13 protein-coding genes are annotated in these 13383 nt (G+C 64.7%); 10 read left to right on the top strand and 3 right to left on the bottom strand.

All coding sequences use genetic code 11. The annotated features are described in order from the left end of the window. Positions 1 to 4 precede the first annotated feature (4 nt). The gene (locus AC58X1_RS20050; RefSeq protein WP_101321812.1) at positions 5 to 469 is read left to right on the top strand and encodes a CopD family protein; all 465 of its coding nucleotides are present in this window, start codon (positions 5 to 7) and stop codon (positions 467 to 469) included. A gap of 41 nt (positions 470 to 510) precedes the next feature. On the opposite strand, the gene AC58X1_RS20045 is transcribed toward AC58X1_RS20050, so the two are convergent. The 3 genes from AC58X1_RS20045 to AC58X1_RS20035 all read right to left on the bottom strand — a co-directional run bounded on the left by AC58X1_RS20045 (position 511) and on the right by AC58X1_RS20035 (position 2458). Continuing rightward, on the bottom strand, positions 511 to 1269 hold the full coding sequence (locus tag AC58X1_RS20045) for a collagen-like protein (protein WP_259076180.1): 759 nt from the start codon (positions 1267 to 1269) through the stop codon (positions 511 to 513). Then, the gene (locus tag AC58X1_RS20040) at positions 1262 to 1537 is read right to left on the bottom strand and encodes a DUF1145 domain-containing protein (RefSeq protein WP_101321814.1); all 276 of its coding nucleotides are present in this window, start codon (positions 1535 to 1537) and stop codon (positions 1262 to 1264) included. The genes AC58X1_RS20045 and AC58X1_RS20040 overlap by 8 nt, the downstream gene beginning before the upstream one ends. 228 nt (positions 1538 to 1765) lie before the next feature. Continuing rightward, entirely contained in the window at positions 1766 to 2458 is a 693-nt protein-coding gene (locus AC58X1_RS20035) for a PA1041 family peptidoglycan-binding anchor lipoprotein (RefSeq protein WP_103438335.1), read from the bottom strand. Positions 2459 to 2616: 158 nt separating this feature from the next. Between AC58X1_RS20035 and AC58X1_RS20030 the strand changes: the two genes are divergently transcribed. The 9 genes from AC58X1_RS20030 (at position 2617) to AC58X1_RS19990 (ending at position 13370) form a co-directional block, all read left to right on the top strand. Next, complete coding sequence (locus AC58X1_RS20030; RefSeq protein WP_150572240.1) at positions 2617 to 3111, top strand: DUF6231 family protein; 495 nt, start codon at positions 2617 to 2619, stop codon at positions 3109 to 3111. Between the two features lie 4 nt (positions 3112 to 3115). After that, complete coding sequence (locus tag AC58X1_RS20025; protein ID WP_497429358.1) at positions 3116 to 3592, top strand: YchJ family protein; 477 nt, start codon at positions 3116 to 3118, stop codon at positions 3590 to 3592. Between the two features lie 2 nt (positions 3593 to 3594). Further along, the gene (locus AC58X1_RS20020) at positions 3595 to 4068 is read left to right on the top strand and encodes an LEA/WHy family protein (RefSeq protein WP_101321818.1); all 474 of its coding nucleotides are present in this window, start codon (positions 3595 to 3597) and stop codon (positions 4066 to 4068) included. A gap of 6 nt (positions 4069 to 4074) precedes the next feature. Next, complete coding sequence (locus tag AC58X1_RS20015) at positions 4075 to 4278, top strand: SEC-C metal-binding domain-containing protein (RefSeq protein WP_101321819.1); 204 nt, start codon at positions 4075 to 4077, stop codon at positions 4276 to 4278. A gap of 118 nt (positions 4279 to 4396) precedes the next feature. Beyond that, the gene (locus tag AC58X1_RS20010) at positions 4397 to 6835 is read left to right on the top strand and encodes a penicillin acylase family protein (RefSeq protein ID WP_220632450.1); all 2439 of its coding nucleotides are present in this window, start codon (positions 4397 to 4399) and stop codon (positions 6833 to 6835) included. Positions 6836 to 6950: 115 nt separating this feature from the next. Further along, positions 6951 to 7961 carry a ligase-associated DNA damage response exonuclease gene (locus AC58X1_RS20005; protein WP_497429357.1) on the top strand — a complete coding sequence of 337 codons (1011 nt, stop codon included), beginning with the start codon at positions 6951 to 6953 and terminating at the stop codon, positions 7959 to 7961. After that, on the top strand, positions 7958 to 9616 hold the full coding sequence (locus AC58X1_RS20000) for an ATP-dependent DNA ligase (protein WP_150570559.1): 1659 nt from the start codon (positions 7958 to 7960) through the stop codon (positions 9614 to 9616). The genes AC58X1_RS20005 and AC58X1_RS20000 overlap by 4 nt, the downstream gene beginning before the upstream one ends. A gap of 99 nt (positions 9617 to 9715) precedes the next feature. After that, positions 9716 to 10831 carry a succinylglutamate desuccinylase/aspartoacylase family protein gene (locus AC58X1_RS19995; RefSeq protein ID WP_188036558.1) on the top strand — a complete coding sequence of 372 codons (1116 nt, stop codon included), beginning with the start codon at positions 9716 to 9718 and terminating at the stop codon, positions 10829 to 10831. Between the two features lie 61 nt (positions 10832 to 10892). Further along, the gene (locus tag AC58X1_RS19990; RefSeq protein WP_497429356.1) at positions 10893 to 13370 is read left to right on the top strand and encodes a ligase-associated DNA damage response DEXH box helicase; all 2478 of its coding nucleotides are present in this window, start codon (positions 10893 to 10895) and stop codon (positions 13368 to 13370) included. Positions 13371 to 13383: the final 13 nt, after the last annotated feature.

Below are 13383 nucleotides of genomic sequence, written 5' to 3'. Positions count from 1 at the left end.
CCCGATGCTGAGCTTCACCCTACCCTACACCCTGCATGTGCTAGCCGCCCTGGTCTGGGTCGGCGGGATGTTTTTCGCCTGGCTGATCCTGCGCCCGGCAACGGTTGCAGCCCTGGAGGGGCCGGCACGGTTGCGCTTGTGGCTGGAAGTTTTCCGACGCTTCTTTGTCTGGGTCTGGGTCGCTGTGGCGATTTTGGCGATCAGTGGTATCGGCATGTTGCACATGCGCTTCAGCGGTTTCGAAACTGCGCCCAAGTACGTGCAACTGATGATGGGCGGGGCGATCGTTATGTTTGCCTTGTTCCTGCGCGTGCAGGCCTTGCTGCTGCCTGACTTGCGTGCCGCGGTGCAGGCCGAGGATTGGCCGGCAGGTGCTGCTGCGCTGGGGCGGATTCGCCGGCTGGTGGGTATCAACCTGCTGCTGGGGCTCGCCGTGGTAGCGGTTGCCAGCCTGCGTCTGCCGCTCTGAACGGTGCGCCGCGCAGGCAAACTGCGCGGCGGCAAACCCGGTTACAGGCGTCGCAGAATCAACTCACCCTCTGCGCCCGCCAGGCCGGCCTGGCCTTCAACGCCCGGCCGGCCCTTGGCCCCAGCGTCGGTGCTATACACCAGGCAACCCTTGCTGGCGCCGCCTGCGCCAGGTTTGCCCGCTGCGCCCGGTTTGCCCGGCAGGCCCCCATCCAGGCGTACGACAATGCGCTGCTCGGGATAGTCAGCCGGCACCGCCAGACGAATCCGCCCACCCGCTGCACCGTCATGGCCGTTGCCACCATTGTCGCCATCAGCGCCGCGGCTGGCCTGGCCCCAGGTGCAGCCACCGGCCTTGCCATTGGCGCCATCCAGGCCCACATAGCCCGGCGCACCGGCACCACCACGGGCGTCGATCGACAACTGCTCGGCGTCCAGTGCATGCAACTGCAGGTCAAGGCTGCGGCCGCTGCGCGCGGCGCGTTCATAGCTACCCGGCGCGCCATTGGCGCTGATCTCGCTGCCGCTGGCGAAGCGCGCCGAGGCTGCTTCGATGGTCAATTCCGTGTCGGCCGGAGCGACGGCAATGCGCGCATCTTGGCCAAGTTCCAGTTGCTCGACCTTGAGCGAGGTCAGTGACGCCGGCAACAGCAAGGTTGCCGAATCCGCCACCCGCAGGTGTTGCAGATGAACAGTGCCGGCCTTGTTGGCCAGGCGCATCACCGAGTTGGCAGCAACATCCAGGCTGTCTGCCTGGGCCCATGGGCTGGCCAAGGCCACCAACAACATCAATTTACGCACGGCGGGGCGCCTCCTGAGGCTTGGGAATCGACATCACGTGAAAAATTCCTGTCAGCAAAATCTGCAGACGATCGAACCAGCGGTGGCTACGGTTGCGCAGGCTGGCGTTGAAAAACAGTACTTCGAGCATATGCAGGCCAAGCAAAAGGATGCCCGCTGCATTGATCAGGAGATTGAACGGCAGCGGCTGCGGCATCAGCAGATTGACCAGCACCACCCACCAGAACACAACCGTCAGGGCCTTGCCCAGCCCCAGGATAAATTTCATACCCCGCCCTCCTTTGCCAGTCAGTTAAGCCTGTTGGGGCCGCTGTGCGGCCCTTCGCGGGTGAACCCGCTCCCACAGGTACAGTTGCGCAATCCTGTGGGAGCGGGTTCACCCGCGAAGACCGCACAGCGGTCCACCGGCAAGCCGACATCTTCGTCCACAGTAACTTCATTGATGGGCGCCCGCCAAGCATTGCCTCAGGCCCGGCACCCAGTTGCACACCGACGGTCAACGCTCGATCTTGATCTCGGTCCGGCGGTTCATGGCACGCCCCTCAGCAGTAGCGTTGTCGGCCACTGGCTGGGTTTCGCCGGCACCGACTACCGACACCACGCTGCTGCGCGGCACGCCGCTTTCGACCAGATAGTCAGTAACCGAATGCGCGCGGCGCTCGGACAACTTCTGGTTGTACGTGTCGGAGCCAACGCTGTCGGTGTGCCCGGTGACACTCAGTCGGGTGCTCGCCGCTTCCTGCTTGAGGCGGGTGGCGATGGTATTGAGGCGTTCCTTGTCGGCCGCAGTCAGCCGCGCAGAGTCGAACTCGAAGTGCACGTCACGGATGACGATGACTTCTTCCTTGACCACGACCACCTCTTCTACCACTGCTACCGGTTCAGGTGGGCAGCCATTGGCATCGACCTGTACCCCACGCGGGGTGCCCGGGCACTTGTCGCGGCTGTCCGGCACGCCATCGCCGTCTTCGTCACCGTCGCCATTGGCCCAGCAGTAGCCGGCGGCCAGGCCACCGCCAAGCAGCGCGCCCCAGCCGGCCCAGCTCGAGCTTTCGATAGCGCCAAGGGCGGCGCCGCCCACACCCCCGACGGCAGCACATGTCGGCCAGTCGGTTTTCTGCAAACCTGCACAACCAGTCAACACACTGGTCAGCAGCACCAAGGGTATCGCCGTGCGAACTATGCTCATCTGTTGCATCTCCTAGAGGGAATCGGCATAAGGCCGATCTGTGCCAGTAAAGACCGCGCATTCCCGATCTGCCAGCAATGAGCCATGCTGGTGTGCCACAGCCCTTTGCCGGCAAGCTCTAGCCAGCTAGGCTTGGCGACCCTGAACGGAGATAGGCAATGACCGACGGTTTTTCCCAACGCACGCCGCAACAAGCCCTCGCCGCCTTGCTCGAGCGCGTGCAGCCGCAGCGCCTGCTGCTGGTGGGCACGCGCTTCCCGGCGCTGGATGCCTTTGCCCAGGCGCACCCACAGGTGGTCATCGAAGTGGCAGCGCCAGGCGTACTGCCGGATCCACTCGCCGCCCAGCGTTTCGACCTGGCGGTGCTGGTCGACTGCCTTGAGCACTTGCCCAAGCGCACCGGCCTGGAACTGCTGGCAGGCATCCGCAATCTGAATGCCAGTCGCCTGGCGGTGCTGGCCGACTTGAGCGCCTGCGGCTGGCAGGACACCGAGTTCTTCTCGCTGGCGATGTCGGCCAGCGAGAAATTCGGCCGCGAGCAGCAGGTGTTGAGCCTGTTCACCTATGATCTACATGACTACAAGCAGGTCCCTGACTGGCTCAACGCCAGGTTCTGGGCCAACCCTGAAAACTTTGGCAAGTACTGGTGGTGACGTGATGAGTGTTTCGGTTTGCCCTTGCGGCAGTGGCAACCTGCTCAACGCCTGCTGCGGGCATTATCATGCCGGCACCCCGGCGCCAGACGCCCAGGCATTGATGCGCTCGCGCTACAGCGGTTACGTGCTGGGCCTGATCGATTACCTGGTCGCAACCACCCTGCCGGCTCAGCAAGATGGCCTGGACCGCGCTGCAATTGCTGCCTGGAGCGCGCAAAGCACCTGGCTGGGGCTTGAGGTGGAAAGCGCCGAGGTGCTTGGCGGTCAGCCTGAGCATGCGTTTGTCACCTTCATCGCGCGCTGGCACGACGCTCAAGGCGAACACGCCCACCGTGAGCGTTCGGCATTCGTCCAGCGCGATGGCCGTTGGTACTTCATTGACCCAACGGTCGGCCTCAAGGCCACGCGCAACGACCCCTGCCCCTGTGCCAGCGGGCAGAAGTTCAAGAAGTGCTGTTCCAGTTACGTCGGTACTTGACCGTGAACGCCCTCGCCCGCCTGCTCCTGACCAGCTGCGTCCTGCTGCTGACCGGCTGCGCAGGCTGGAGCGGCGAGCAATGGCGCGAACCACAGGTGCATCTGGTCAGGGTCGAAACAGTCAAGGCGCGCCTGCTGCAACAGGAGTTCGTCATTCACCTGCGGGTCGACAACCCCAATGACAGCCGCCTGTTCATCCGCAACCTGAATTACTCGGTGCGGCTCAACCAGTTGCTGCTGGTCGACGATGAGGCGAGCATCTGGCGCAGCGTCGCCGCCCATGAGGGGCGGACCTTCAAGATCACCGCCCGCACCAACCTGTGGAAGCAGCTCAAACCGCTGGCCAAGCTGCTCAAGAGCAGGCAGCCGCTGCGCTATTCACTGCAGGCCGAGCTGAATACCGGGCTGATCATCTGGCGGGGCCTGCACTTGTCGCGCAGTGATGAGATAATGCCCGGCGATTTCTTACCGGAGTAACCTGCAATGACTCAGCAACCGCATGTTCATGGCCCTGACTGCAACCACGATCACGATCATCAGCATGATCATGACCACGGCCATGTGCACGGTCCACACTGCAACCACGGCCACCAGGAGCCGGTGCGCAACGCTTTGAAAGACGTTGGCCGCAACGACCCGTGCCCGTGCGGCAGCGACAAGAAGTTCAAGAAGTGCCACGGCGCCTGATCCTCGCTCGCTGACCGCTGCCGCAAGCAACTGCAGCCTTTGGCCGTGATTGCTTGCGGTTGATGCTTTCCGATCCAGCCAAATCCCTTTTTTGTCACACCTTGCAGGAGCCTCTTCAATGGCCGCCCCCGCTTTTCCTCCTTTGCGTCCCCGCTTCGCCAGCCTGGCGCTGCTAGGTCTGCTTGGTCTTGGCGGCTGCCAGATGAGCGCCGTGCAAGACAGCGTGCCGCCGACCACCGGCGTGCAACCGCTCAAAGGCCTCGCGCAGAACGTTTCGCTGCGGCGCAATGCCATGGGCGCACCGCTGATCGAAAGCAGCAGCTTCCACGATGCGCTGTTCACGCTGGGTTACGTGCACGCCGGCGACCGCATCGAGCAGATGCTCGGCATGCGCCTGCTGGCTCAGGGCCGCCTGGCGGAACTGGCCGGGCCAGAAGCGCTGGATATCGACCGTTTGATGCGTGCAGCCAATCTCAAGCAGAGTGCCAATGCCCTGTACGCCGACGCTTCGCCGCGGCTCAAGCGCTTCTTTGAAGTGTATGCGCGTGGGGTCAACGCCTACCTGTACCGCTACCGCGACAAGCTGCCGGGTGAGCTCGCCCGTAGCGGTTATCGCCCTGAATACTGGAAGGCCGAAGACAGCGCGCTGATCTTCAGCCTGTATGCCTTCAGCCAGTCAGTCAATCTGCAGGAAGAACTCAGCGCCCTGACCCTCGCGCAAAAAGTCGGCAGCGACAAGCTCGCCTGGCTGCTGCCGGGTGCGCCTGACGAGCCGCTGGCCGAAGGCGAAGTCGACAAACTCAAGGGCATCAACCTGGCCAGCCAACTGCCTGCCCTGCCTGCCCTGGCCAGTGCCAGCCAGAAGCTCGCCGACCTGGGCCTGCTTGGCAGCCCGGGCTCGGTCAACCTGGCCCTCGGCCCACAGCGCAGCCGCAGCGGCAAAAGCCTGCTGGCCAGTGACAGCCGCGCCGCCTGGGCCTTGAGCCCGGTACAGATCCACACCGGCAAGTATCAGGTTGCCGGGCTGTCGTTGCCGGGCCTGCCGATCGTGCTGGCCGGCTACAACGGCAAACTGGCCTGGAGCAGCAGCGCGGTCATGGCCGACAACCAGGATTTGTACCTTGAGCAACTGCGCCGCCAAGGCAGCCAGCTGACTTACCTTGCCGATGGCAAATGGCTGCCAACGCGTGCCCGCAGCGAGACCTTCTTCGCCCGCGGCCAGCAGCCACTGCGCGAAGTGCTTTACGACACTCGCCATGGCACCCTGCTCGGCCAGCCTGTCGGCAACGGCCTCGGCCTGGCCCTGAGCCTGCCGCAGCTGAAGGGTGATCGCAGCCTCGACGCCTTGTTCGACCTGACACGCGCCACCTCAGTGGAGCGCGCCTTCGACAGCACCCGCGAGGTCGGCGCAGCGGCGCTCAACTTCGTCTTTGCTGAGCCGCAGCACATCGGTTGGCAGGTCAGTGGGCGCTACCCGAACCGCCGCGAAGGCCAGGGCTTGCTGCCCTCGCCAGGCTGGGATGGGCGCTATGACTGGGACGGCTATGCCGACGCCATGCTCCACCCGTACGACCAGGACCCACCGTCCGGCTGGCTCGGCCATGCCAACGAGCGCAGCCTGGCCAAGGGTTACGGCATGCAGTTGTCCAACACCTGGTACTACCCCGAGCGCGCCGAACGTCTCGGTCAGCTGGCTGCCAATGGCCGCCACGACAGCCGCAGCGTGATGGCCCTGCAAAACGATCAGGTCAGCTTGTTTGCCGACAAGCTCAAGCAGATGTTCAGCGCACCCGGCATGGCCCAGCCGCTCAAGCAGGCGATCGCGGCACTGCCACCGGCCCAGCGCGACAAGGCCAATGCCGCGCTGGCTCGGCTGCAAGCTTTCGATGGTCGCCTGAGCCCAGTGTCGGCAGATGCCGCGCTGTATCAGCTGTTCCTCCAGGAAGTGGCCCGACAGACCTTCCTCGACGATCTTGGGCCTGAATCCGGCCCTGCCTGGCAAGCCTTTGTCAGCAACGCGCAGTTGTCCTACTCGGCGCAGGCTGATCACCTGCTGGGCCGCGATGACAGCCCGTTCTGGGATGACCGCACCACCGCGCAAAAGGAAGACAAACCGGCGATCCTGGCCCGCAGCCTGGCCGCCGCGATCGACACTGGCACGGCGCTGCTCGGCGCCGACCGCAAGGCCTGGCAGTGGGGCAAGCTGCACCAGTACCGCTGGCCAGCACCGGCCTATCACGGCCTGGGTGACGCTATCAGCCGCGCGCCAATGGCGGCTGGCGGCGACTTCAGCACCCTGGCCCTGACGCCATATGCCTGGGGCAGCAACTTCGACACGCAACTGCCAGCCTCGGCGCGGATGATCGTCGACTTTGGCCAGGCCGAACCGCTGCAACTGCTGACCAGCAGTGGTCAGTCCGGCAACCCGGCCAGCCGTCACCACAGCGATGGCCTGGACGCCTGGTTCAAAGGCCGCTTCATGAGCCTGCCGCTGCAACCGCAGAACTTCGCCCGTGCCTACGGTAGCCAGCGCCTGACCCTGGTACCGGGCAAGTAAGCCCACGCCCGACTGCCCGCACAGCCCTGGCTGTGCGGGTAACCTCAGCCAGACAATCCGAACTTCATCGCGCCAGCAACGCTCCTAGCTATAACTCCCTAGCCAGCGGCCTGCCATGGACCTTGTGATTGCTCGCCCCGAAGGCCTGTACTGCCCACCCGGTGATTTCTACATCGACCCGTGGCGCCCGGTTGATCGCGCGGTGATCACCCACGGTCACGGTGATCACTCACGCTCGGGCAACAATCACTACCTGGCCGCGGCGCCCGGTGCCGGCATCCTGCGTAGCCGGCTCGGCCAGCACATCAATCTGCAGACCCTGCCCTACGGTGAACGCCTGGAACACCACGGCGTGAGCTTGAGCTTCCACCCGGCCGGGCATGTGCTCGGCTCGGCGCAGGTGCGCCTTGAGTACCAGGGCGAGGTATGGGTCGCCTCTGGTGACTACAAAGTGGAGCCCGACGGCACCTGCGCGCCGTTCGAGCCGGTGCGTTGCCACACCTTCATCACCGAATCGACATTCGGCCTGCCGATCTACCGCTGGCCGCCGCAAGCGGTGATTTTCGCCGAAATCAACCAGTGGTGGCGGGCCAATCGCGAACAAGGCAAGGCCAGCGTGTTGTTCTGTTATGCCTTCGGCAAGGCCCAGCGCATCCTCCATGGCCTCGACGCCAGCATCGGGCCGATCCTGGTGCATGGCGCGGTCGAGCCGTTGAATCGGGTCTATCGCGAAGCTGGCGTGACCCTGCCAGAGACCCATTACGCCGGCGACTTTGCCCGCAACGACCCGCTACTGCGCGAGGCATTGATCATGGCGCCGCCGTCGGCTGGCGGCAGCAGTTGGATGAAGCGCTTCGGCGAGTACAGCGATGCCTTCGCCAGCGGCTGGATGCGCCTGCGCGGTACCCGCCGGCGGCGCGGGGTCGATCGCGGTTTTGTGCTGTCTGATCACGCTGATTGGCCGGGGCTGTTGTGGGCCATCGCCCAGACCGGTGCCGAGCGGGTCATGGTCACCCATGGTTCGGTCAATGTGCTGGTGCGCTATTTATCCGAGCAAGGCCTGGACGCGCGGGCCTTCGTTACCGAATACGGCGAAGAAGACGACACCCGCGAGGTTCAGCCATGAAGGCTTTTGCCGAGCTGTACCTGCGCCTGGACGGCACTACCTCGAGCAACGCCAAGTTGCTGGCCTTGCGCGAATACTTCAGCCAGGCGCCAGCCCAGGATGCTGCCTGGGCGGTGTACTTTCTTGCCGGCGGCCGGCCGCGGCAACTGGTGCCAACCCGCTTGTTGCGCGAGCTGGCCATTGAATTGTCAGGCCTGCCCGACTGGCTGTTCGAAGAGAGCTATCAGTCAGTGGGCGACCTGGCCGAAACCATTTCGTTACTGCTCCCCGACAGCGCCCATGCCAGTGATCAGGGTCTGGCTGAGTGGATCGAGCAGCATCTGCTGCCATTGCGCGGCCAGCCCCAGGAAGAGGTACGCGCGCGCCTGCCAGTGCTGTGGGCGCAACTTGACCGGCAGAGCCTGATGCTCTGCCTGAAACTGATCACCGGCAGTTTCCGCGTGGGCGTGTCGAAACTGCTGGTCACCCGCGCACTGGCGCAGTTGGCCGACCTCGACGCCAAGCGCGTGGCCCAGCGCATGGTCGGCTATACCGACCTCAGCCATAAACCGAGCCCCGCCAGCTACCTCAAGCTGATCGCCGCCGAGTCGGCCGACGAGCACAGCCAGCGCGGCGGCCAGCCGTATCCGTTCTTTCTGGCCCATGCGCTGCAAGCGCCGACCGAACAATTCGACGCCCTGCTCGGCCCGGTCAGCGACTGGCAGGCGGAGTGGAAGTGGGACGGCATCCGCGCGCAGGTGGTCAAACGCGAGGGCCAGTTGTGGATCTGGTCACGAGGCGAAGAGCTGGTGACCGATCGCTTCCCCGAGCTGCACAGCCTGGCCAGCAGCCTGCCGGACGGCACCGTGCTGGATGGCGAGATTCTGGTGTGGAAACCGGGCTCCAGCAGCGACGATGTCGCCGTGCAGCCCTTCGCCCTGCTGCAACAACGGCTCGGCCGCAAGACCTTGGGCAAGAAGCTGCTCGGCGATGCTCCGGTGGTGCTGCAGGCCTACGACCTGCTCGAATGGCAGGACCATGACTGGCGCAGCCGCCCGCAGCACGAACGGCGCGCCCAGCTGGAGCGGGTAGTCGCCGAGTACCCGCAAGTGCCGCTGCTGCTGTCACCACTACTGACCGGCGACAGTTGGGCCGACCTGGCCGAGCAGCGCGAACAGTCGCGCAACCTCGGTGTAGAGGGGCTGATGCTCAAGCAGCGCGATGCGCTCTACGGGGTTGGCCGGACCAAGGACATGGGCCTGTGGTGGAAGTGGAAGATTGACCCGTTCAGCGTCGATGCCGTGCTGATCTATGCCCAGCGTGGCCACGGCCGGCGCGCGAGCTTGTACAGCGATTACACCTTTGCCGTGTGGGACGCACCGGCAGGCACGCCTGGACGTGCGCTGGTGCCATTCGCCAAGGCCTACTCAGGCCTCAGCGATGCAGAAATGCGCAAGGTCGATGCAATCGTGCGCAAAACCACCGTGGAAACCTTCGGCCCGGTGCGCAGCGTCACCCCGACGCTGGTGTTCGAACTGGGCTTTGAAGGCATCGCGCTGTCCAAGCGGCACAAGAGCGGCATCGCCGTGCGCTTCCCACGGATGCTGCGCTGGCGCCTGGACAAGCCGGTCGAGGAAGCCGACGACCTGGCCACCTTGCAGGCCCTGCTGAGCTGAAAACCGTGATCGGGATCTGCCTGCGCGCATGCGCAACGCCGAAGTTTGTGCTTCTATCTTCAGTCGCAGCCCGATCATCAACCAGCGCCCAGGACCCCCATGCACCACTCGACCCACAGCTTGCTCAGCCCCGCGCCCGGCATCAGCCGGCACCTGCACAGCTTCCAGTTCGGCCCAGCCGGCGCCGGCAAAGTCTACATACAGGCCTCGCTGCACGCCGACGAACTGCCGGGCATGCTGGTCGCCTGGCACCTCAAGCAGCGCCTGCTCGAACTGGAACAGCAAGGCCTGTTGCGTCAGCAGGTCCTGCTGGTGCCAGTGGCCAACCCATTGGGCATCGAGCAAGTGCTGCTGGATGCACCCATGGGCCGCTTCGAGCTGCACAGCGGGGAGAACTTCAACCGCAACTTCGTCGACCTTTCGGACACCATCGGCGACCAGCTCGAAGGCCAATTGACGCAGGACCCGCACCACAACCTTGAGCTGATCCGCGAGCACCTGCGCCGGGGCCTGGACGCGCACCCGGTACGTACCGCGCTGCAGTCCCAGCGCTTGTGCCTGCAAAGACTGGCGTGCGATGCCGACATGGTCCTCGACCTGCACTGCGACTTCGAAGCGGTCGAACACCTGTACACCACGCCGCAGGCCTGGCCGCGGGTCGAGCCGCTGGCGCGCTACCTCGGGGCGCAAGCCAGCCTGCTCGCGACCGACTCGGGCGGGCAGTCGTTCGATGAGTGCTTCAGTCTGGTCTGGTGGCAATTGCAGCAGCGCTTCGGCAAGCGCTACCCGATCCCCGACGGTGGCATTTCGGTCACGCTGGAGCTGCGCGGGCAAGCCGACGTCTGTCACGCGCTGGCGGCCAAGGACTGCCAGGCGATCATCGACTTTCTGACCCACGCGGGCGTTATCGAAGGGCAACCGGCCGAATTACCGGCGCTGCTCCATCCGGCCACGCCACTGGCCGCAGTGGAACCCGTCAGCACCCCCCAGGGCGGGCTGCTGGTATTCCACGCAAAACCCGGCCAGTACCTGCAAGCCGGGCAACTGATTGCCGAGGTGATCGACCCACTCACCGATCAGGTCAGTTCGCTGCGCAATCAACAGGCCGGGCTGCTGTATGCCCGTAGCGTTCGGCGCATGGCAACCAGCGGCATGGTCGTCGCCCATGTCGCGGGGGAGCAGATTTGCCGCAGTGGTTACCTGTTGGGCAACTAACAGGTAAACCAATCGGCACGCACGGCGGTCTGTAGAAACACAGCCTTTGACGGATCCACGCATGCCCGCCACAACCGACCTTGCCAACGCCTGGTTTGCCACGCGTGGATTCAAACCCTTCGCCTTTCAGCGCCAGGTCTGGGCCGCCGTCGAGCGTGGCGAGTCGGGACTGGTGCATGCCAGCACCGGCTCTGGCAAAACCTACGCGGTATGGCTGGCCGCCCTGCGCGCCTATGCGCGCACGGCCAACCCGAGCGGTAAGCCGGCGCCGCTGCAGGTCCTGTGGATCACGCCGATGCGTGCGCTGGCAGCGGATACAGCACGTGCCCTGCAGGCACCGCTGGATGACCTGGAACTGAACTGGAACGTCGGCGTGCGCAGTGGTGATACCAGCTCTGCCGAGCGCGCCCGCCAAGCCCGGCGACTGCCCAGCACGCTGGTGACCACTCCAGAAAGCCTGACCCTGTTGCTGACCCGCGCCCAGGCCAATGAAGACTTTGCGCAGCTGCGCATGGTGGTGGTCGACGAATGGCACGAGTTGCTTGGCAACAAGCGTGGCGTGCAGCTCCAGTTGGCGTTGGCGCGCTTGCGCCGCTGGCATCCCGGGCTGGTGGTATGGGGGCTGTCGGCAACCTTGGGCAATCTTGAGCACGCCCGCGATGTGCTGTTGCCCGCCGGTGGCTCACTGGTCAAAGGGCGTCAGGACAAACGTTTTGTCGTCGACACGTTATTGCCGGAGGCAATCGAGCGCTTCCCTTGGGCCGGCCACATGGGCCTGAAAATGCTCAAGCAGGTCAGTGCCGAAATCGACGCCAGTGAAAGCTGCCTGGTCTTCACCAATACCCGCGCGCAAGCCGAGCTGTGGTATCAGGCACTTCTCGAGCACCGCCCTGGCTGGGCCGGCTTGATCGCCCTGCACCATGCCTCGTTGGCTCGGCAGACCCGCGACTGGGTAGAGCGCAGTCTCAAGCAAGGCTCGCTCAAGGCGGTGATCTGCACGTCAAGCCTGGACCTCGGGGTGGATTTTCTGCCAGTAGAGCGGGTACTGCAGATTGGCTCGGCCAAGGGTATCGCGCGTTTGATGCAGCGTGCGGGTCGATCCGGGCATGCGCCCGGGCGCGCCTCGCGGATTACCCTGGTGCCGACCCACAGCCTCGAGCTGGTCGAGGCCGCCGCTGCTCGCCATGCCCTGGCCGCCGGCCAGATCGAGGCACGCCAGTCGCCGCGGCTGAGCATGGATGTGCTGGTGCAGCATCTGGTCAGCATGGCGCTGGGCAGCGGCTTTCGCCCGGCAGAACTGCTCGAGGAAGTGCGCAGCACTTGGGCCTTTCGCGAACTGCACGACAGCCAATGGCAATGGGCACTGGATTTTGTCTGCCATGGCGGCAGCTCGCTGACGGCCTACCCTGACTACCAGCGCGTCGAAGCCCACGCCGACGGCATCTGGCGTGTGGCCAACGAGCGCCTGGCGCGGCGCCATCGGATGGGCATCGGCACCATCGTCAGCGATGCCAGTATTCAGCTCAAATACTGGAGCAAGGGCGGCGGCGGCAAACAGCTGGGCAGCGTCGAGGAATCATTTATCGCGCGCCTCAAACCCGGCGATACGCTGGTGTTTGCCGGCCGCGTGCTGGAGCTGGTGCGGGTCGAGAACATGACTGCCTATGTACGCCGCAGTACCGCTCGCAAGGCGGCGATTGCCCGCTGGAATGGCGGCCGTATGCCGCTGTCGAGCGAACTGGCGGACGCCTTGGTGGAGCGCCTGGATGCCGCAGCACGTGACCACTTCGACGGCCCGGAAATGCGCGCCGTGCGACCTCTGCTGGAGTTGCAGGCGACTTGGTCGGCGCTGCCCACCCAGCACACCCTGCTGGCCGAGACATTCACTTCAAGACAAGGCTCGCATCTGTTTCTGTACCCATTCGCCGGACGCATGGCCAACCTGGGCCTGGCCAATCTGATAGCGTGGCGCGTGAGCCGGGTGCAGCCATTGTCGGTGTCCATTGCGGTCAATGATTACGGCTTCGAGCTGGTCAGCCCCAGCACGGTCGACTGGGCCACGTATCTGCCGCGGGCGTTGAGCACGGATGATCTGCTCGAAGATGCACTGGCCAGCTTGAATGCGGGCGAAATGGCGCTGCGGCGCTTTCGCGAAATCGCGCAGATTTCCGGGCTGGTCTTCGGCGGCTACCCGGCCGCGCAGAAGAGCACTCGACAGATTCAGGCCTCCAGCGGATTGTTCTACGAGGTATTTCGCAAGCACGACGCCGACAATCTGTTGCTCGGCCAAGCGCGGGATGAGGTGCTGCGCGAAGAACTGGAAATCGAGCGGCTGCATCGGCAGTTGCTCAAATTGAGTACGCTGCGTCTGGATCTGCACGACCTGCGTCGCCCCGGACCATTGGCTTTCGCGCTGTTGGTAGAAGGCATGCGCGAGACCCTGAGCACAGAAAAACTGGCCGACCGCATTGCACGGATGGTGGCTGATCTGGAAAAAGTCGCCGACGCACCCAAGGGGCGAACCCGGCGCGGGAGCTGAGCCTCGCCCTGAA

It is taken from the genome of Pseudomonas sp. PGPR N4 (assembly GCF_059693665.1).
This window is presented reverse-complemented; position numbering and strand designations above follow the sequence as displayed.